Origin of the sequence: Rhodanobacter sp. T12-5, from assembly GCF_008329435.1 — a bacterium.
Classification (GTDB): domain Bacteria; phylum Pseudomonadota; class Gammaproteobacteria; order Xanthomonadales; family Rhodanobacteraceae; genus Rhodanobacter.
On sequence record NZ_NPKN01000009.1, the window covers coordinates 151,117 to 170,451 of the forward strand.

14 protein-coding genes and 1 pseudogene are annotated in these 19,335 nt (G+C 59.9%); 7 read left to right on the top strand and 8 right to left on the bottom strand.

Annotated features, from left to right (window positions below):
- Window positions 1-473: 473 nt before the first annotated feature.
- Entirely contained in the window at window positions 474-3,887 is a 3,414-nt protein-coding gene (locus CIW53_RS16475) for a P-loop NTPase fold protein (RefSeq protein WP_149365807.1), read from the bottom strand.
- A gap of 794 nt (window positions 3,888-4,681) precedes the next feature.
- On the opposite strand from CIW53_RS16475, the gene CIW53_RS16480 reads away from it, so the two are divergent.
- The 4 genes from CIW53_RS16480 (at window position 4,682) to CIW53_RS16495 (ending at window position 7,989) form a co-directional block, all read left to right on the top strand.
- The gene (locus CIW53_RS16480; protein ID WP_242451957.1) at window positions 4,682-5,557 is read left to right on the top strand and encodes a DUF932 domain-containing protein; all 876 of its coding nucleotides are present in this window, start codon (window positions 4,682-4,684) and stop codon (window positions 5,555-5,557) included.
- A gap of 13 nt (window positions 5,558-5,570) precedes the next feature.
- Window positions 5,571-5,852, top strand: a complete 282-nt coding sequence (locus CIW53_RS17990; protein ID WP_242451952.1) for a hypothetical protein — start codon at window positions 5,571-5,573, stop codon at window positions 5,850-5,852.
- A 251-nt stretch (window positions 5,853-6,103) separates the two neighbouring features.
- Window positions 6,104-7,102 (top strand): lambda-exonuclease family protein, encoded by a 999-nt coding sequence (locus CIW53_RS16490; protein ID WP_149365808.1) that lies wholly within the window; start codon window positions 6,104-6,106, stop codon window positions 7,100-7,102.
- Window positions 7,096-7,989, top strand: a complete 894-nt coding sequence (locus CIW53_RS16495) for a hydrolase or metal-binding protein (protein WP_149365809.1) — start codon at window positions 7,096-7,098, stop codon at window positions 7,987-7,989. The genes CIW53_RS16490 and CIW53_RS16495 overlap by 7 nt, the downstream gene beginning before the upstream one ends.
- Before the next feature lie 115 nt (window positions 7,990-8,104).
- Here CIW53_RS16495 and CIW53_RS16500 read toward each other — a convergent pair whose 3' ends face one another.
- The gene (locus CIW53_RS16500) at window positions 8,105-9,478 is read right to left on the bottom strand and encodes a DUF3987 domain-containing protein (RefSeq protein ID WP_172969709.1); all 1,374 of its coding nucleotides are present in this window, start codon (window positions 9,476-9,478) and stop codon (window positions 8,105-8,107) included.
- On the opposite strand from CIW53_RS16500, the gene CIW53_RS17740 reads away from it, so the two are divergent.
- Window positions 9,477-9,728: a hypothetical protein gene (locus tag CIW53_RS17740; protein WP_172969710.1), complete on the top strand. Its 252-nt coding sequence runs from the start codon at window positions 9,477-9,479 to the stop codon at window positions 9,726-9,728. The two genes, CIW53_RS16500 and CIW53_RS17740, sit on opposite strands and share 2 nt — an antisense overlap.
- Before the next feature lie 699 nt (window positions 9,729-10,427).
- A complete protein-coding gene (locus CIW53_RS16510; RefSeq protein ID WP_149365812.1) occupies window positions 10,428-11,636 on the top strand; it encodes an inovirus-type Gp2 protein in 1,209 nt (402 codons plus the stop codon).
- 686 nt (window positions 11,637-12,322) lie between these two features.
- On the opposite strand, the gene CIW53_RS16515 is transcribed toward CIW53_RS16510, so the two are convergent.
- The 6 genes and pseudogenes from CIW53_RS16515 to CIW53_RS16540 all read right to left on the bottom strand — a co-directional run bounded on the left by CIW53_RS16515 (window position 12,323) and on the right by CIW53_RS16540 (window position 18,106).
- A complete protein-coding gene (locus tag CIW53_RS16515; RefSeq protein WP_149365813.1) occupies window positions 12,323-12,661 on the bottom strand; it encodes a hypothetical protein in 339 nt (112 codons plus the stop codon).
- A 3-nt stretch (window positions 12,662-12,664) separates the two neighbouring features.
- Window positions 12,665-13,552, bottom strand: a complete 888-nt coding sequence (locus CIW53_RS16520; RefSeq protein ID WP_149365814.1) for a hypothetical protein — start codon at window positions 13,550-13,552, stop codon at window positions 12,665-12,667.
- Window positions 13,553-14,380: 828 nt separating this feature from the next.
- A pseudogene (locus CIW53_RS17995) lies at window positions 14,381-14,606 on the bottom strand (DDE-type integrase/transposase/recombinase); the annotation flags it as partial.
- A gap of 127 nt (window positions 14,607-14,733) precedes the next feature.
- Window positions 14,734-16,131 (bottom strand): chromate efflux transporter, encoded by a 1,398-nt coding sequence (chrA, locus tag CIW53_RS16530; protein WP_149365816.1) that lies wholly within the window; start codon window positions 16,129-16,131, stop codon window positions 14,734-14,736.
- A 113-nt stretch (window positions 16,132-16,244) separates the two neighbouring features.
- Window positions 16,245-17,171: a DUF1259 domain-containing protein gene (locus CIW53_RS16535; protein WP_149365817.1), complete on the bottom strand. Its 927-nt coding sequence runs from the start codon at window positions 17,169-17,171 to the stop codon at window positions 16,245-16,247.
- Window positions 17,168-18,106 (bottom strand): chromate resistance protein ChrB domain-containing protein, encoded by a 939-nt coding sequence (locus CIW53_RS16540; RefSeq protein WP_242451958.1) that lies wholly within the window; start codon window positions 18,104-18,106, stop codon window positions 17,168-17,170. Before CIW53_RS16540 ends, CIW53_RS16535 begins: the two co-directional genes overlap by 4 nt.
- 195 nt (window positions 18,107-18,301) lie before the next feature.
- Between CIW53_RS16540 and CIW53_RS16545 the strand changes: the two genes are divergently transcribed.
- On the top strand, window positions 18,302-19,324 hold the full coding sequence (locus tag CIW53_RS16545) for a YncE family protein (RefSeq protein WP_242451953.1): 1,023 nt from the start codon (window positions 18,302-18,304) through the stop codon (window positions 19,322-19,324).
- The last annotated feature ends 11 nt before the right edge of the window (window positions 19,325-19,335 follow it).

Below are 19,335 nucleotides of genomic sequence, written 5' to 3' on the forward strand. Positions count from 1 at the left end.
TGCAAAAGAGTTGCCCCGCACGTCGGTTCCTCCGGACTTCCTGTCGGTGGGTCGCGGCGTGCGGGGCCCATCTAGATTGTCCAGCCGTGTCCTACGAGATATCGGGGCAGGAAGTGGCGGTGTGTAGGCGATGACCTACACCGCCGCCCATGACGCGCGCCAGTGGGGCATGGGTGAGGATCACCCGCTCAGGCACCTGCAAAGAAGTGCGAGCCCCACATCTCAGCGGGTTTGTGGCGCGGCGCCAGCTCCAGGCCGGGCGGGCTTTCGAACTCCATGATTTCGGTGACTCGGATCCCCCAGAGGCCGAATGGCTGCACGGGGCCGGCCAACAACGGCCGGTCGGCTACCGTAAATGCATGCCGCAAAGCAGCCATTCAAAATCGCTGAGTACCGCCGGAAGGTTGCTTTTCACGGTTGAATCGAACGCTGGACTTAAGCGACGCCGGTACGGCATTCGCTTGGACGACTAGTTATGCATCTGGCAATGATGCATGGCCGGCCTGTGAGCCATTCTGTGGCAAGGGCAGGCCCCAAGCCGAGCGAAGAGCTTCGATCGCGCTGGCTATTCCAGGCGACCTTTCGGAAGCCTCATCGAGGCGTTCCCGTAGAAATTTTACCGTTGTTTCTGAGCTTTGATTAATCCACTGTCTGAACATCGGGGACTGGCCACTCAACAGGGCTACGCCTTCGTCAACCGAAAGAAGTGGTATCACGACGTGGCGAACTGAGTCGTCAGACTTGCTCTCAAAATCTCCAGCTTCTAGGAGGGCGCCATTGCCTGCCAGAAGAAGCGACGGAAGATCTGCGACTGCGACTCCCGCATTCATCTGGTCTCGCATATTCTGAAGGAGCACATGTCTCGCGTTGAGACCAAGGAATGAAACTCCCGTGAACCATCGTGAGCGATAGTCAGGATCGGCTACCGACAGAACTTGCGGGAGCGTGGCAGATAGAGGGTCAAATAGCGACGATATATCAAGTGCTTCGGATAGATCAGCGGAGAGGTCTATCGCGATGGTAAGTGGCTCCCCGTTCTCTGAGATCGCTTCAATCCAGGTAGCAGTCGCCACGTCGTTCAATTTTTCACGAGCAAACAACTGCGCCTTAGACGCGATCGAATCATCAGATTTAATCAAGATGCGTACGATTCGAGACACAGTGGCATCAAAGGAGTGGGCCTTTAACTTATTCCAGAAACCTTCGTAACGCGGAAAGCCTTCAATGAAAGCTTTATGCACATCTGCATCGAGCAGGCCCAAGTAAACGTCGAGCCTATCTAAAATGTCTTCTATCGGCAGTCTGCCGATTGATCCCTCTCGGACTCGGGCTGAGAAAAGCAGCTGAGCGAGCAATTTCAGCGATGCATTAGCGGATGTTGCGTCAATAAAAGATGTAACCTGAGAGGATTTAGGCTTACCAAACTCATCTATGTAACGATTGATTTCCCCGCGGAGATCGGGTTGCTTGGCAAAGTATTCAGTCCAGCCACCAGGCTGAGGTAGCGCCTGGGTCGATTTGGTCAGAATGAACAGGGACACAAGTATTGGTAGCACAAGAAAATTATTCTGGCTAAATGCTTCATCGAGTCGCCCTGACAGAACTCCCGAGTTCGAAAGAGACGCAAGCTCATCTGCGGCCCTCGACTCAACGTTTCGTAGCAGTCCAAGTGAAATGAGTGAAACTCTCATGCCAACCGCATCAGCAGTTCGCTCTCGAACGAACTTAGCAGCCGCTTCCGCCAAGCTGCTCCAAGATGAAATCGCACTGGTCGCGAGAACAGCGCGCAAACGCTCCTCCGTGGCCATGTCGGTAAGTGAAGCGATATCTTTAGTAAGCTGAGCTCTAACGTCTTCCTCCGTTACCAAGCTCTTAAGGCGCTTCAAAAGATTCGTGTCTGACTTGCAAGCAACGGCAACAGCGATGAAGTTGTCAGCCGCTCCAGGTACCGCAATCTTCTCTGGAAGGTATGCGTCTGCCTGAATGTCTGAAAATGCCTGTAACCAGAAGCTCGAGAAGACCCCCGCGAAGCCTGGGCTCGAGGTCACGGGTGCCGGCAGGGCACTCGTCCGGTCGACTATGAGATCGACAAAAGATTGCCTCTCTCGCGCATCACATTTTTGAAGGATGGATAGAAGTGCTGCCGATTCGACGTTGCTAAACGTGGCCCACGGGCTAGTAACCCGCAGCGAAGATCTGAGGGTCTTCCAAATGTGGCGAATTTCAGGTGAATCCTCTGGTGCGAGCTCATTCATCAGAGACACCGTGTTCAAGATTGCATCAGGGTTTATCGATGATTGGTCTCGGAACCACTCGACAATGCGCGTCAGAATGAGATTGAAACTGGGCACCGTTGAAAGCTGATCGAATTTTTTACTGTCGTGGCTCTGGATAGCATTTCGCAGAGGTTGGTCGAGTATGACTTCTTCAGCCAGCTCAGGGTTGACACCGAAATGTACCGCAGAAACGGATCTCTGCCAGTTAGGGTCCAGTTCCTCGATGCCGGCCACTGGTGAGGCGATTGCCTGGATAATATTCGCTTCAATGGTTCCGCGAAAAACGCAATAGTAAGCAATGGAAGCATAGGGTATCTCTGAATCTCGCCACTGTAGTCTGCACAAGACGATGTTGTTCACGAGAGTATTGATGCTTCGGGGAGTAATGGTGGTATCAGTCTGGGCAGCGAGGAACCTGTCGTAGAATCGACCCGTAATATGTGGCCATTCCTCCGGCATTTCCTCTCCGAAGACATAGGACATCTGTTGTTTGAGATAGGCATTCCATCCTGTGAGAACAGGGCGGGTTACGCGAAAGCAAAGATCAAACGTCTTCTCCATAAATGAGCGCGACTGGCTGTCAGCTGACGCGGGGTCGAGCGATGCGTACATCCTACGGATCGCTTCTTCATCGATTGGAAGTATGACGGTTGGCTGCTGGACCGCCTTGCGGACATGCTGAGTCTCAACGGCGCCAAGGAAGAATCCCCTGATCGTCGCCCACATACTGATTGCTTCGTCGTGGGGTAGCCTATCAAGATTGTCGATTACCAAAATTATTCGCCGAGTGGGCGATGCGACGGACTCCATCACCTCGCGAAAAAAGTCTTGAAACTCTATCGTTGTAGGGTCGGGGTCGCGCGTGACGCGATTCCTGTTCCTCTGAACTTGACGGCTCATGAAGAGCGAAAGAATGGATTCGTCCTCGTGCGGCGTTCTATGCGTCCTCCAGTTAGCAGCCTTAAAGAAGCCGAGCGAGGCTGGAAGTCTGTGTGGCCTCCAGCACCAATAGACGATTGCCGCGATTATTCCGGGCATAAGCACAAGTGAGAGGCCACCAAAAAACGCAATCGTGTCAACAGCCGTGTGCCCTTTCGCCAAGGCGGCTTTATACCAATCCCTTGATATGAGCTGCATTCCAAGGGGAATGAGAAAGAGGGACAGCACTATAGCCCGACCCGAAGTCGTTAGTGTCGGCGTTACAGTTGTATCGGTGACTTCGACACGCCTATTGAGTCGGTCTAATCGATCGCGCCATTGCTTTTCGGTTATCTCTGTTGGAAGTTCCTTGCCGATAAGGAAGTGGATGAGAGCGTCAAGGAATGCTCTCCTTGGTGGATCATTTTGATGAACCCAAGCGTCGTACGTGAAAAAACATGTCTCCACTTTGGTGTCTTTGGATAGTGCCTCTTGCACCAAGTTGACGACCGTCGATTTTCCGCTTCCCCAAGGCCCGAGAAGCCCAACGACTTTTAGGTTGCGATTGTCTCGAATTACCTCAGCGATCGCAGAGGCAACTTTCCCGTGGGGGCCAAAGGAATCTCTGTCTGATGCAACGTCAGGTATGAAGCGAGTTGTCTCCGCCGCAGAGACCTCGGTTGTTTCAGTCATTGATTTCCCCTCCTGAGAGCCGTAATGGTACGCCGGGCGGGAGCGGGCTGATAGGGTTAGTAGCTTGACCTGATTTCGATCAAGTCACGCGGCTAGGTCATCGACTGCACACACTGGCCATCCCAACAGCGGCCGTTCGCGAGGGACAGAAACGGGTGGTCTCTGCCGGTCAGAGTCGGCCTGAGAGTGATCATACGGGTCGGCGTGCTCGTCATCGCCGATCGGTGGTGTGTTGCAAGCGCCCCGGTGCGCGCAGCTCCTCCTGGCAACATGGGCCGCGGCGAGCCGGACTCATCATGGCGCCGTTTTCAGGGCGTTTCGGGTGGCCGGTTTCGACCGGAATATGCGCGCGTGGTCGATTGAAAAAAGTTTCAGACCTACATCACCCTGATGAGACGGGGCGATTCCGTCTTGCGTTTGGGTGTTTCCGCTCTGAAGCGCCTCCTGGGATGGACTCGCATGATCCCTGAGAAGAACGATGTCGTGACTTGCGTCCTTGTCGTGACGGTCGCCCTGCTGTTGGGCTTTATCCGCTGCAGCACCGGCCTCACGACGCCGGACTGATCCACTATCTACCACTGCGACATACACCGAAGGCCCGGGACTCCCCGGGCCTTCGGCGTTTATGCCGCCACCAAAGAGGAAATGCACATGCACCTGGTCCAAACGATGGCCTATGCCGGCGAGAAGCCGTGGCATGGCCTGGGAAATAAGCTTGAGGCCCAGCAACCCATCGAGGTCTGGAGGGTCAACGCCGGCATGGCCTGGGAAATAAGCTTGAGGCCCAGCAACCCATCGAGGTCTGGAGGGTCAACGCCGGCATGGACTGGCAGATTGAGGCATCCGAAGTCCGTTACATCAGCGGGAACAACCACGTGGGCGTCATCAACGCCTTTCCGGAGCAGAAGGTGCTGTATCGCTCCGACACCAAGGCGCCGTTGGCGGTGGTCAGCAAGCGCTTCCAGGTCGTCCAGCCGGGCGAGATCCTGGAGTTCTACCGCGACCTGACGGCCTGCAACGGCTTTGAGCTGGAAACGGCCGGTGTACTGCGCCAGGGACGCAAGTTCTGGGCGCTGGCGCGCACCGGCCAGAGCACCACGCTGAAGGGCCGGGACAAGGTCGATGGCTACCTGCTGCTGGCAACGGCCTGCGACGGCACCCTGGCGACGACGGCGCAGTTCACCAGCGTCCGCGTAGTCTGTAACAACACGCTACAGATTGCCTTGGGGCAGGCCAACGGCGCCATCAAGGTGCCACACCGTAGCGCGTTTGACCCGGAGGCAGTGAAGCGGCAGCTGGGTATCACCGTGTCGTCGTGGGACGGCTTCGTGGCGCGGATGAAGGCGCTGGTGGATCGTCCGGTCGATCCGGATTCTGCCGAAGGCCTGTTGCGCCGCGTCCTGACTTACCAGGGGCCGGACACCAAGGCCACGGTGGTCAACGAGCAGGCCGTCGCCACGGTGCGGGCGCTGTACGAGGGCGGCGGCCAGGGGGCGCAGATGGCGTCCAGTCGTGGCTCGGCGTGGGGCCTGCTCAACAGCGTGACCGAGTACATCGATCACCACCGGCGCGCCAGGAGCAACGACCACCGCCGCGACGCTGCGTGGTTCGGCCAGGGGGCGCAGATCAAGCAGCGCGCCTGGGACGAAGCCATGAAGCTGGTGGCCTGAGGGGAAGCATGTCATGGGACTGGACATGTACCTGGAGGCGAAGCGCCACCTGCCGCCCTACGACGCGGAGCTTGCACCTGTCCGCGAAGCCATCGGACGGACCATGGGCTACACCCCGCCCAAGGAAAAGCCCGGCAACGATGCGACCCTCATGGAGATCACCGATGTCATCGTCCGGGTGGGCTATTGGCGGAAGTGCGATCCCCTGCACCAGTGGTTCGTGAGCAACGTCCTGGAGGGCTACGACGATAGCCGGGCCGCTTACGTGTCGCCGGAGGTATTGGCCGAGCTTTAAAAACGGCTTGACTGGGTCAGCGACGATCCGCAGCGTGCCAGCGAGCACTTCGTCAGCGAGGACGACGAACCGATGAGCGAAAGCGACATCGACTACACCCTGAAAGTCGTGGTGCACGCCAAGACGCTGCAGGAACGCGGGTGGGACATCTATTACCGCGCCAGTGGGTAACGACCCGTGGAAAGCCCACCACCCACCGCCCGGCTGATGCCTATGCATCGGCCGGGCTTTTTTATGCCTGGAGAATCCCGATGAGCAAGCAAAACGCGGCCGTGAGGCTGGTCGATACCAAGAAACTGCCCTATGGGCAGTGGCTGGATGTGCGGCGCAACGGCATTGGCAGCTCGGACGCTGCCGCCGCTGTCGGCCTGTGTCCGTACAAGAGTCAGCTCGAACTGTGGATGGAAAAGACCGGCCGCACGCTGCCGGAAGACGTACGCCCCGGCCAGGATGACCCGCGCTACTGGGGCACCTTGCTGGAGCCGATGGTGGCGATGGCCTACCAGGAACGCACCGGCCACAAGGTGCGCAAGCTGAACGCCGTGCTCCAGCACCCGACGTTCCCCTACATGTTGGCGAACATCGACCGGGAAATCGTCGGCGTGCCGGATGTGCAGGTGCTGGAGTGCAAGACCGCCGGCGAGTTCGGTTCACGGCTGTGGAAGGACGGCGTGCCCGAGTATGTCCAGCTGCAGGTGCAGCACCAGCTGGCCGTCACCGGCAAGGCCGCCGCCGATGTGGCAGTGCTCCTGTGCGGGCAGCAACTGGAAATTCACCGCATCGAGCGGGACGACGACATCATTGCCCGTCTGGTGGTGCTGGAAACCCGGTTCTGGGAGTACGTGGAGAAGGACATCGAGCCCACCGCGGACGGCAGCGAGTCGGCGGGCAAGGCGCTGCGGCAGCTCTACCGTGGCAACGACACCAAGGCGGATTTCACCAGCGACGAAGACCTTAGCCGCACCTTCGACACCCTGGCGAAGCTCAAGGAAGAGCTGGACGCGATGCAGGACGAGGCCGAATCGCTCAAGCAGGTGATCCAGCAAGCCATGGGGGACGCCAGCAAGGCGGTGTTCGCCCACGGCGAGGTGACGTTCAAGCGGGCCAAGGACAGCAACGCGCTGGATACGAAGCGACTGGTGGCCGAGTGTCCGGATGTCGCCGCCATGTACGCCGTGACCCGCCCCGGCGCGCGCCGGTTCGTGCTGTCGCGGACTTCCGACAACGATCAGAGGACAACGACATGCTGAAAGGCTTGGCGATTACCCCGCCCGTGATCGGGCGGATTTCCATTGGCCGGGTGGTCGAGCGCAACGGCAAGCGCCTGCCCGAGAAGGACGACCAGTTCACCCTCACCACTCAAGTGCAGACTCGGGATGGTTGGCTGTTGCACCCATTGGACGAGAAGCTGCGCAAGGAAGCGGAGGGCCAGAAGCTGCGGTCGATCCCGGTGCGGATGCTGTTCAACAATCCGGACCTCAACCTGCGGGCGGACTACTCGCTGTTCGATCGCACCACGGGGCGACCGGCATGCGTGGGCAACGGCGAGACCTGCCGGCGCATGGGTAAGGACGGCGTGTCGAGCCTGCCGTGCCCTGGGCCGGATGCTTGCGCGTTCGCGCAGGGAGCGTGCAAGGCCTACGCCCGGCTTAACGTGGTGGTGGGGGAGGGCGATGACGATGCGCTGGGCAGCTTCGTTCTGCGTACCACGTCGTACAACACCATCCGCACCCTCGCGGCTCGGCTGGCGTATTTCAGCGCAGTGTCGGGTGGGCTGCTGGCCTGCCTGCCGCTGGAACTGAAGCTGCGGGGCAAGTCCACCACGATGAGCTACGGCACGCCGATCTATTACGTGGATCTCGTGGTGCGTTCCGGCCTGACCCTGGAGCAAGCCATCGTGCAAGCGCGGGAGCTAGGCGAGCGACGACAGGCGAATGGATTCGACCAGAGCGCTTTGGAGGAAGCGGCGGGTCAGGGATTTGCGAACGGGGCCTTCGAGGAGCTGGAAGAAGACGGGGCGGTGGTCGTGGAGGAATTCTTTCCAACCGAGGGCGCAGAAGCCCCGCAACCTCGGCAGATGGCAGGGGGATTACGAGCGCGTCTGGAGGCGAAGGTGAAGCCGGCAGCAGCAATCTAGGGACTGGGGCGCGTCAGATGACGTCGAAATGGCTTTGCGGTCCGGTCAAATCATCGCGGCACACACGAGGAGGTCCGCCAGGGGGGGGGGCTGGTACATCCCCTGGCGGAGAGGCTTACAGGGAAGACGTCTCGCATGTGACGGACTTGAGATACCCCATTTCAGCAAAGAAAGGAGACAAAAAGCGGATGACGGGGTCTTTACCGTCGAGCACCTCGACCTGTTTTCCGCTTTTCATGTGCGCGATGACCGTCTTGAACTTGTGCGCGCTCAACCAGGAAAGCTCTTGGGCGAGACTCCACGGCATGGTGTCGCTGCTACTACGGCACAAATGGTTGTGTAGATGGCTCTTGGCGATACGCGTCTCTTCAAGCTGGCGCTCTTTGACCCGCGAAGGCTTGGGTGATTTGAACGTTGGCGGCGGGAAAACCTTGTAGAACTGAGTCATTGACCAGTCCACGATATTCCAAGCGGCATCGATAGCTTCAGGCGGGATCGGGGATATTGGTGGGAGTGCTTCAGTGGGCGAGGCAGGGATAGGCACGGAATGGAAGCAGTGCAAGATGGCCGCGATCCGCCACGTCTTCTCCGTTGCGCGGCCGGCCGAGTCTTGGACATAGTGGAAATCACCCGTCATGCGTAGGTCGATGCTCTGCTTGATCTGCGCCCAGCGAGACTGGGCTTCGGGTGACAAGCACAACTCCATGCGTTCGTGGTTTCCAGCGAGCAGGCGCTGAAGCCGCTGCTCCAGAAACCAGGTGGCCAGCGAGTGGATCTCGTTGAGACTCGGCGTCGGCAGGTTCGGTAGCTCCGGCGATCGACCTTCCAAGGTATGGGCGTAAAGAAATCTGGATGCCAGGCCAGACTTGCGGTCGGTAAAACGAGTGTCGATCAGGTGATCACCGTAGATTTCCGGTTGCGTCAAGCAGCAAATTCCGACTGAGGGGTAATAGGCCACGAGCGGTTCGTGGTCCCTCCGGATCAGCGACTCCTTCACCGATCCATCATAGACGCGGTTGAGTTTGCCGCGCCTTTTCATGACATCGCTTTTCAACAGGTCAAAACAGTCGTCGTCCGCGATCGTCAGACCGTTGGCCCTGCCATCCAGTGCTTCGAGCAGCGAAGCCCAAGTGGCATCTACCTGCAAAACGTCACGAAAGGCTGGGTGATTCCGCCACCCATCGTCGGATGCGCGCCGCGCGGCGAGATTGGAATCGAAATCTCGAATGGCTCTGTAGAACTCTGACATCGCCGCCGACTTCGCGCACACGGGCGGACCGATCCCAATGCAATACAGCGAAGTTGGCATCCAGCGGCCGTTGGGCGTACGGATAGCCATGCCGTGGAGGGCAGAAGACATTGCGGATAACGCAACAAGAATGACTATCTCGATCGGTGCACCGGTTTTGTGATGAACTTCCAGGATGGCCGACGCGATTCTGGACGGCAAGCACCGAAGCAGGTTGTACCAGGGGCTGAATATATTCATGACCACTTGTTTTCTCCCCATAGTGGAATGTCACCAAGCGCAACGTCGTATCGCGTCTCGCTATGCGATTGGAGGAATGCGTGGTGCGCAGGACCATCAGGCGCGTCTAATGCGTTATCAATGGTTTGGTTCCTGCATGCTGGAGAGCTTGCCATGGTTGGTTCATTTCTTGCTGACCAAAAATCGTCAGTTTGGCTTCGACGTGACGGCGTTTATGCCAAAAATGTTTACACACCAAATAGTTGCGTGAGGTCGAAGTCAGGTTGAAAGGACAGGGGCAACACGGTGTTACGCAGCCAATCATGGGTATTTATATATTTGTTTTGGTGCTCTGTTGCCGCAAACTCTTGATTTACTGTGGTTTTTACGCTTACAAAAGAAAAATATTTCTTCTCCAATATCTCGGGCAGCGGCGCCTCGCCTGGCCAAGGCGTCACAAGACAGACATCCGGGGGATGCTGACTTTGAGTACGGCTCAAATCCACCGTAAGTCGTTGACGTATATGAATGGACCCTCATGACGCGTCATCGCCTACTAACCAAAGTCAAGATAACAATGTGAACTCTGGCTGGAGTTGCGTGGTATTCATTTACCTCGTTGTAACAGCCAGTTCATCGCGATTGGTGGTTATGCGGCATGTCTGTGAAGTTTGCGTTCATATAGGCACAGATATGCCTGATTTATTGAAGTCTTTCGCGCTATCTCAACATGGATCCGAGCTGTTAGATGGCGCTGATCGCCCGCATGGTTGCACGTGTGCGAATGGATTTTCGCATGGATTTGATCAATATTAATTCCGGTTCATAGTCTATATAAAAGATGAACTTAATATAACTTGATATTAATTAAGTGATAATTAATAATTTTTATAATTCAACCTAATATTAATAAATGATATAATGGTTAAAAGCCTTATTTAATCAGAAATGGATCCCCGTGGAGGTTTATATGTCCGATGAAAACATGGTCTCGATTAGGGGTGGGAGTGATCCCATCGTTGGCGAGCGTTTTCACAACTTGGTTTCATCCGGCATCTTGATCCCGCACGAATGGTACGACGATCAAGGCGATCAAAAATACGGTTACGAAGTAGGGGAAAATAAGCAGGCAACGGATTATCTCCGTAGCCTGAGGGCGGCGATTAAAAGAGTTGCCCAGAGCAAGGCCCCACCGTGTAAGCAGTGGGGTACTGCCAACCCGGCGCGGTACACGATGTCCCAGGAAGCGCAGCGACTGTGGCACGCTATCCGAGGTATTGGTCGTGCGCCGAAGGCTTGGGGCCGGGAAAAAGAGATGCACCCTTACCTCAGGCTCGGAGTGCACTTGGCTCGGAAGTGGGAGCCTAGGCTGCGGTTTTTCACGAACACGAGCTCTGAGTTGCTCGTGGGTGAAGAGTACCCTCGACGGGCGCTGACGCACGTGGTGAAAGTCATCAGGCGCGTGTGTCGTTCACAAAAGTTTAAAAAACGTATCGAGCGGTTGGAGCGTCAGGAGAGCGAAAATTTCGAGAGTTGCTGTAAGTACTTCGTGTCCCTCCTCCTGGTACATGCGCGTCCGTTGGTGCTACGAGCAGACCTCTACGTCGAGGCCGAGGCGAGGAAGGCCGCAGAGGAGGGCAAGATCGAGCAGGCAGTGGAGAAGTTCATCCGTAACCTTCGAGAAGACCGTATCGTCCCCGACGTTCTCGGTTACATCATCAAACGCGAGCACGGGTACGATCGAGGTATCCACCTGCACCTGATGGCGATTCTCGATGGTGACAAGCATTTTCAATCGTACAAACTTACGGAGTTGCTCAAGATGTACTGGATCCGTCAGTGCGTCGGATCACCGCAGTTCGCCTCGGGTTTCAATTGCTACCTGCGTAAGGATGAGTATCGCTACAACGCGATTGGCCTTGTCCACTACATGGATGAGTCGATGTTGCGGGGAGTCCTCGAAGCGATCAGATACCTCACCAAGACCGATGGAGACTTTCTTCTTCCAGAGGGATTCGGCAGGAACTTGCGCAAAGGCCAGTCGCCAAAGCGACCAGGAGGTGATGTCCGACGTGGGGCGCCTCGAAAGTTCGGGAACGACACAACGCTTGCCGAAAGCATCTTGCTCGGATGGAAGGCTGCAGACCGTTCGACAGTGAAGCGCTCGAGGAGGACATGACTGCAGCCAAAAAAAAGCCGCTCGCGTGAGCGAGCGGCTTTCTTGGGGCGCGGTTGTGGTCGTTGAGGCCTACCTCCTCGGCGGATAAGGTCGGAGCAGCCGGCAGATGGCTTGCCGCTCCCCGGACAGGAACCCGAACGACCTCAGTTTCAGATCCAAGTGCGAGGTGGTCAACGGATTCACGCGAGGTTGGATTGAGCGGCGCCCCTGTTCGGAGGTCCACCATTTCGCTGCGCAGAGGAGCAAGCTCATACCAGCGGTCAAATGGGCGTCTTCGGGATACGTCTGCCGAAACCAGCCCAGCGTCTCATGGCTGAATCGTGCCCTGTTGGCGCCATGGCCACGTGGGTTGATGAGCTTGAAGACTTGGCGGGCGACGTAGTCGATCTCAAAAGCCGACTGGGGCGCCAGCTTCCGCAGGCGCTGGAGCACTGCCGCCTCGTCCAGCGTGCGGTTCAGAAGCCTCGGGTAGCACTCGATAGCTACCTTGTACGATGCGAAAGCCAGGGGGGCCCCATCACGGAGACAGTGAGGGTCATCGGTATGCCGCTCGATTGTCGGTGGCTCGCCTGCTGCGCCTGGAACGCTTTGCCGAATGCAGGATGCTGGTATCTCGGATCGCGGTTCCGGGACACCGGAGCGCGCTTCACCGCACGAGGGGATCTCGGGGCACTGGGAGGAAGTATTCACTGTAGCTGCTCCCACCTATTCGCCCGGCTTGCACGGCGAACCATCCAACGCAGGACATCTACCGTCCAATAGCGTCTTGGCGCTCTCTGCGAGCGCCGGCCACCAATCTCCTTGGGATAGGCTGGATCGAAATCAGCGTTGCTCTCGTCCTGCCATGCGTAGAAGTCGTGCTTGGTGTCACCGGTCACCCAGAGGACTTTGGACTTGCCCAGTACGGGCGGGAGGTTGTAGAGCTTGATGAGCTGATCGATCTGCTCCTCTTCCGACAGCACTCCGAATGGCACGAACGATGACGATGCCCCTGCGCACGGGGCATTCTTCTCCAAAGCGTCCATGGGTTAGTCCTTCGTCGACTGGCGGCGAAGGACGGTCTGCCCGCTCCGCGAGGGCGTGGCCAGACCAGCATGAATCATCGGCGGCGGTACGAGCCTGATCGAGTTGCCGGGAAAGCGGCGATTTGCCAGCTCCTCGACCGCCATGCTCACTTGGTCGGGAACGCCGATGCAGTCAGTAGGGTAGCCCATCGCCATTCGGTACAAGATCTCGTCGCCGAACGGATTGTCAAACATGTCGCCGTTGCGGAGGGCGACCGGATGGATCGCATGTCCGGCGACAACACCATCCTCCAGGTGAACGAACAGGACCCAGCCATTGAAGGTGCCGAAGTGCATGCCGGCGAGCTGGTGCTCATTCACGGCTTTGGCCAAATCCCAGAGATAGAGAGGGCCTTCGGCGAAGGTTTCGCTGTCTGGTGGTGCGAAGGGGCTCGGATCTTTGAGAATTAGGTCCTTACAGTTGAAGGTCTTTTCGTAATTCGCGATGCCGATGAAGTGCTCGGCTAGCTCGTTGACGCGCGCGAGCAGACGTTTGAGCTCATTGCGGTGAAATCCAAACTCGCCGGCCGCACTGTGTTCGCGAGCAACAGCGCTTTTCCGAAATGCCGCGGATTGCGCATGCGGTTCCAGCTTGTTGATGCGATTTGCATGGGTTATGAAACGGCGGTAACTGGTTGGCAGCGGCGCGAAGCCGATGTAGGCGGCGCTCAGTAAGCCATATGCTGAGATCTCTCCAGACCGAATAGAGTAGTGCAAGCGGTCAAAATGGAGTCGCGTGTGCTTGCGCAACGCGGAGGGGAAAGCCTCATACCAGGCGAGGGCGACGGAGAGGTAGAACACATCTTCTTCGTCGAGACGCAGGCAGGCAGGAACGTTAGTCTTCGTGTCCATAGCGGTGAATACCCTTAACAAAAGAGCCGAACAGGGGTCGGCGTTACGCAATCGGGAGACTGCGTCACTTTTGCGTAAGTAGGCTTCCCGCCTCTCTAGACCTTAGCTGGCCTGCCAGCGGAACTGGCGCTTATAGGCTAAGTGCAGCGGGCTGTTTGCGTCAATCCTTCATCGTTCTGAGCTGTCCGACATACGCCTTCAACCGGGAATTCTTCGGGGCGCTCGCTATCAGGAGGGGTGTCGGACAACACGAAGCATTGACGAAGTCGCCTCTTCGGCGCTCGACGCTACTTTTGACCCAGAGCAAACACGCCCGACAGGCCGGCCTGCTAAAGGCTGCCGCCGTCGCTTACCCGCGCTCGTGACCAAATACCTCGACCGGATCGCGACCGTGTCGCGCCACCCAGAATAGCTCGGCGAAGTTTGGTGCGACTGGTGTGCAAGGCCCGCACAGCCGCTTCTTCGGTCACATGGACGTATATAGTGGGTACAAATTCCATGTGGCTCTTTTAAATGCAAGCATAAACAGTACTTTACAGGCGTTAACGAGCCCTCGTTTGGGCCCGTCCAGTCGTCGCAAGATGGCTACAAGTATGGGTATAAATGTCGAACCGTCGCCAGGCGACTTCCTTGAATTCAATGTCTTGAGCCACGCAACGGGTCCGATGCTCGGACCAGCTTCGGGCGAAAGCGGCCTCACGTGTAATGACCCAGCACTTCCTGCACAGGGCAGTTCGCCCAGATCGCCTTTCGGGGGGCCTGTGGCTGCGTGCGTTGTGCGTGTTGCCGCGGCGTTGATCAGCAGTTGCCCTCTCGGCTCATGCTTTAGGTGATGCCCAGTTCGCCGAGCAGGCGCTTAAGCCTATCGCTGGTGTATTGGCTGCCCTGATCGGAATTGGTGCAACAGCGCATCGGCTCGCCCACGGCGTCAGATCGCCATCATCAGGGCATCGGTGACCAGTTCGGTCGTCATGTGCGACTGCATCGACCAGCCCACGGCACGTCGCGAGTACAAGTCCAGCACCACTGCGATGTAGAGCCAGCCCTCGGCCGTCACAGATAGCTGAACTCACTCAGGTTTGGGGAAGGCCGCTTCCGACCCAAAGCGGACTCGATGTGAGCTGTTGTGCTTCCGTTTCCGAAGTACTACTCCAACCGGCAATCGCCTCGATATGCGAACGTTACATTGGGGCGGCAATGCCGAACCATTCGATTGCCATGCCCGCCAGACCGCTGACTAGCAGCACCCGGCCCATACCCACCTTGAAGCGCAACATCGCCAGCATGGCCGCCACGGCGATTACCGCGGAGGGCCATTGCAGCGTGGCCCACGCCGGGACTTCCAGATGCGCCCAGCCCCATGGGCGTTCGTTCACCCGGGCGAAGACCGTGTGCAGGGTGAACCAGACCGACAGGTTCAACACCACGCCCACCACGGCGGCGGTCACCGCTGACAACGCCGCGTGCAGTGCGCGATTGCTGCGCAGCGCCTCGATGTAGGGCGCGCCCAGAAAGATCCACAGGAAACACGGGGCGAAGGTCACCCAGGTGGTCAGCACGGAACCGGCGATACCCGCGACCATGGCCGACATGCCGGTCTGATGGTAGTAGGCGCCCAGGAAGGCAACGAATTGCACCACCATGATCAGCGGACCCGGCGTGGTCTCGGCGAGGGACAGGCCATCGAGCATCTGCCCGGGCGTGATCCAGTGGAAGGTGGCGACCGCCCGTTGCGCGATGTAGGCGAGGACCGCATAGGCGCCGCCGAAGGTCACCACTGCCGTCTGGCTGAAGAACAACCCTTCCTTGACCAGCACGCTGTGCCGGCCCCATAGCGCCATGACCGCGAGCACGGGCGTCCACCAGATGACCAGCCAGATCAGCGTGACGCGGATCGCCCGCAATGCCGATGGCTGCGTATGGGTCAACCCCCCTTGGCCGAGCAGGCGGTCGATCTGAAAGTCCGACGAGGCATCGGCCGCTGCCGAAGCGGGCGCGGGAAAGCTGGCGGGCGCCCACCAGCGCCCGAGCAGGCCCCACAGCCCGGCACCGAGCACGATCAGCGGAAATGGCACGTGGAAGAAGAAGATCGCCACGAAGGCGGCCAGGGCGATCAGCACCATGGTGCGGTTTTTGAGTGCCTTGCTGCCAATGCGGATGACCGCCTCCACCACCACCGCCAACACGGCGGCCTTCAATCCCACGAACACGGCCAACACCAACGGTACCTGGCCGTAGAGCGCGTAGACGATGCTCAAGGCGAGGATGGTGACGAAGCCCGGCAGCACGAACAGCACGCCGGCGATCAGTCCGCCGACCGTGCGGTGCATCAGCCAGGCGATGTAGATCGCCAGCTGGGTCGCCTCCGGCCCGGGCAGCAGCATGCAGTAGTTGAGGGCGTGCAGGAAACGCGCGTCGCTGATCCAGCGCCGCTTGTCCACCAGTTCGCGATGCATCAGCGCGATCTGTCCGGCGGGCCCGCCGAAGCTGAGCAAGCCGATCTTGGCCCACACCCGGGTAGCTTCGCGCAGCGAAACCGATAGCGTTTGATCGCTCGGAGCGTGGGCTTGGTCATTCATCGGTAAAAGTCCCAGCGAAGCTTGGCAACCAGCATGTTGGAGATGGGCAAGGCGCGTGCATTCGGGTCGGTGAGCGCCAACGCCAGGATCGCGAGCATGGCTGCGCCTCGCGTTCAATGCGCCGCGACAGCGGCCTGCGCATCCAGCGCCGCGCGGAATCCATGCGCCAATGCCGTTGCCTTGCCCTTGCCCCAGAAATGGGTGAAATAGAAATTCGGCTGGTCGTCCGTCATGTGGTTGTGCAGCGCCACCACATGCACCCCCGCGTGGCGCAGCGCGCGCAGCACCGGCTGCACCTCGGCCGCGGTCATGATGAAGTCACCGTCCATGGCGGCCAGCGCGTCGCTTCCGCTGAACGCGGCCCAGGAAGTCAGGCCCATCGAGGCGCCGACGCTCTGGCCGTGCATGTGACCCATGCGGCCGACGGTGATCTTGGCCACGCCGCCATTCGACTCCGCCTTGTGCCCGACGATCTTCGCCAGGGCGTCGGCATTGAGCTTGCCCGCCGTGGGCGTGGCACCGCCAAAACCGTCGGCCGGTTCGGCCCGTGCTGCACGCACCGCCTTGATCGCATCCCACACCGCCTTGACGTCGGCAGCCAGCGCCTGCGGCTGGCCTTCGCCGGCGATGTGCATGAAGTACACCTTCGGCTGATCGAAGAAGAAATGGTTGTGCAGCGCGGTCACCTTGAGATCGTGCGCGAAGGCGGCATCCATCGCCGCGTCCACCTCGTCCTGGAACACCACCGTGTCGCCCATCACCATGGCGCGGTTGCCCATCGGCGTGAACGCCGCCCAAGAACCCAAGCCGGCGGTCGGCGCTAGCGGCATGCCGTCGACGGTGACCGGCACGTCGGCGCGACTCCAGCCGATTTTCACCACGCCATCGTCCGGGCGCTTGGCCGGTACGCCGGCGGCCTTGCCGATGGCAGATGTATCGAGCGTGGCGGCCACGGTCGGCGCAGCAACAATCGCCAGACCCGCGGCGGCCAACAGCGTCCACAGCGGACGCGCCAAAGTGTGCGAAACACGAGCATTCATGCGGACTCTCCTGGGGTTTCGGGATACGCCGCGTAGAGGCTGTCGAGCACGATCGACATGTCGTCGAGCAACGCGTCGTCGTCCTCGCCATGGCGGGCGCGGGTGCCGGTCATGACACTGGCGAAGCCGGCGGCGTCCGGCACGGGTACGCCGCCGATGTCGAGGTAACCGATCAGCCGTCCGAGCCGCGCGATCCGCGGATCGCGGTCGAGACCGAAACTGGCCGCCAGCACCTCGAAACTCACCCGCGGCCCGACGTGGGTGAAGGCCGCGCCGTCGAAGTCGAAGCCCAGCGCGTCCGGCGGACAATCCGCCGACTTCGCCAGCCAGAGGAAGCGCGCCTGCGGGTCGATGAAGCGGCGGATCAGCCAGGCCGAGGCGACGCGGTCGATCCACAGGTGCCGGCGCGTCGCCCACAGGCGACCGTGGTAATCGGCCACCTTGCGGCGCGGGATCGGTGCCTGCACGGGGTGCGGTTCGTCCGGTGCGAACTGTGCGTTCAAGGCGTGCTCGGCGTCGGCCAGCGCCGCTTCCACCTGCTCGCGTGCGCTGCCGTCAAAGAAGTCGGTGGCGGCGATCCCTTCCAGCTCGCGCCGCATGCCTGCCAGCCGGCGGCGCGCTTCGATCTCGGCGAGTTGCGGCAACGCGGCACGCAGTGCGGCGAGGCGTTCCAGCCCTGGCGCATACGCCTGCGTGCGATCGAAGGCCGCGCGCAGTTCGGCCTCCTGTTCCGGCCCCGTCGCAGTGAAGGGCACCAGGTGGGCATTGCCGCCGGCACGGCCCACCTCGTCGGCCTGTCCGCGGAACAGCGCCCAAGCCGGCTCGCTGGCGGGCAACACGTACACACCGTCACGCAGGGCCGCCGCACCGGCGCCTTTCAGCGCCCGCCACAGCCGCATGCGCGACGCCGGACTGCGTCCGCTCAAGGAGGCCACCAACATCAGCCAGGACTCAGCCATGTAGCGAATACTACGAATGTGTTGTGAACGCTACAAGAAGGTTGGTGGGCTTTGGGCGCTCCCTGATGCGATGGCTGCGGGACGAGGCCGACCGGTCCGCCAAAACCCCCTCGACCATGTCGCTGGCAGTACGATCGACAGGCAATCCTGACGTGGGAATCCAGTGGAGGCATGGCGATGTTTCGTTGGAATAGACACTCGTCCGCCCTCGTGGCCGTGGCCGTTACCCTGTTGGCGGCAACCACGGCGGCCTGCGGCCACAACCCGCCCGCCTCGCTGCCGCTGTCCAAGGTCGCCGACGTACCGCTGAGTGGCGGCGCCACGCGCTGGGATTACGCGAGTCTCGATCCGGGCACACACGTCCTGTTCCTGGCCCACATGGGCGATGGTGTGGTGACTGCGTTCGATACCCGCCGCCAGCGCGTGCTGGCCGACATTCCCGGGACCAACGACGTGCACGGCGTTCTCGCGATTCCCGAACTCGGTCGCGTCTACGCCTCGGCCACCGGCGACGACCAGGTCGTGGCGATCGACAGCAAAACACTGAAGATCATCGCCCGCATGCCGGCGGGCGATTACCCCGACGGCATCGCCTACGCGCCGGACGCGCACAAGCTCTACGTCTCCGACGAGCACGGCGGCAGCGATACGGTCATCGACGTGCGCAGCAACCAGCGGATCGCCACCATCCCGCTCGGTGGCGAGGTGGGCAACACCCAGTTCGACCCCGTCTCCAAGCGCATCTTCGCCAACGTGCAGACCCGCGCGCAGCTGGTCGAGATCGACCCGGCCACCGACAAGATCGTCGCGCGCATCGCGCTGCCGGGCGCCAAGGGCAACCACGGCCTCTACATCGACGCCCCGGCGCGACTGGCCTTCATCGCCTGCGAGGATAACGACCGGTTGCTGGTGCTGGACCTGCAGACCCGCCGCGTGACCGCGTCCTTCGCCCTGGGCCACTCCCCCGACGTGCTGGCCTTCGATCCGGCGCTCGGCTGGCTCTACGTGGCGAGCGAGTCCGGCGTAGTAGCGCTGTTCGAGGTCAAGGGCCGCGCAGTACGCGAGCTTGGCCGCGCGTCGCTGGGCAGCAACGCGCACGTGGTCGCGGTCGATCCGCTCACGCACCGCGCGTACTTTCCGCTGAAGGACGTGCACGGGCACCCGGTCCTGCGCATCATGCAGCCGCGCTCCTGAGGCCGCCCTTG

What these genes read in the sequence shown, in the direction of transcription:
- CIW53_RS16475 (WP_149365807.1), bottom strand. Translation starts at nt 3,887, where the DNA reads ATGACTGAAACAACCGAGGTCTCTGCGGCGGAGACAACTCGCTTCATA.
- CIW53_RS16510 (WP_149365812.1), top strand. Translation starts at nt 10,428, where the DNA reads ATGTCCGATGAAAACATGGTCTCGATTAGGGGTGGGAGTGATCCCATC.
- CIW53_RS16535 (WP_149365817.1), bottom strand. Translation starts at nt 17,171, where the DNA reads ATGAATGCTCGTGTTTCGCACACTTTGGCGCGTCCGCTGTGGACGCTG.
- chrA (WP_149365816.1), bottom strand. Translation starts at nt 16,131, where the DNA reads ATGAATGACCAAGCCCACGCTCCGAGCGATCAAACGCTATCGGTTTCG.
- CIW53_RS17740 (WP_172969710.1), top strand. Translation starts at nt 9,477, where the DNA reads ATGACCACTTGTTTTCTCCCCATAGTGGAATGTCACCAAGCGCAACGT.
- CIW53_RS16515 (WP_149365813.1), bottom strand. Translation starts at nt 12,661, where the DNA reads ATGGACGCTTTGGAGAAGAATGCCCCGTGCGCAGGGGCATCGTCATCG.
- CIW53_RS16490 (WP_149365808.1), top strand. Translation starts at nt 6,104, where the DNA reads ATGAGCAAGCAAAACGCGGCCGTGAGGCTGGTCGATACCAAGAAACTG.
- CIW53_RS16545 (WP_242451953.1), top strand. Translation starts at nt 18,302, where the DNA reads ATGGCGATGTTTCGTTGGAATAGACACTCGTCCGCCCTCGTGGCCGTG.
- CIW53_RS17990 (WP_242451952.1), top strand. Translation starts at nt 5,571, where the DNA reads ATGGGACTGGACATGTACCTGGAGGCGAAGCGCCACCTGCCGCCCTAC.
- CIW53_RS16520 (WP_149365814.1), bottom strand. Translation starts at nt 13,552, where the DNA reads ATGGACACGAAGACTAACGTTCCTGCCTGCCTGCGTCTCGACGAAGAA.
- CIW53_RS16500 (WP_172969709.1), bottom strand. Translation starts at nt 9,478, where the DNA reads ATGAATATATTCAGCCCCTGGTACAACCTGCTTCGGTGCTTGCCGTCC.
- CIW53_RS16495 (WP_149365809.1), top strand. Translation starts at nt 7,096, where the DNA reads ATGCTGAAAGGCTTGGCGATTACCCCGCCCGTGATCGGGCGGATTTCC.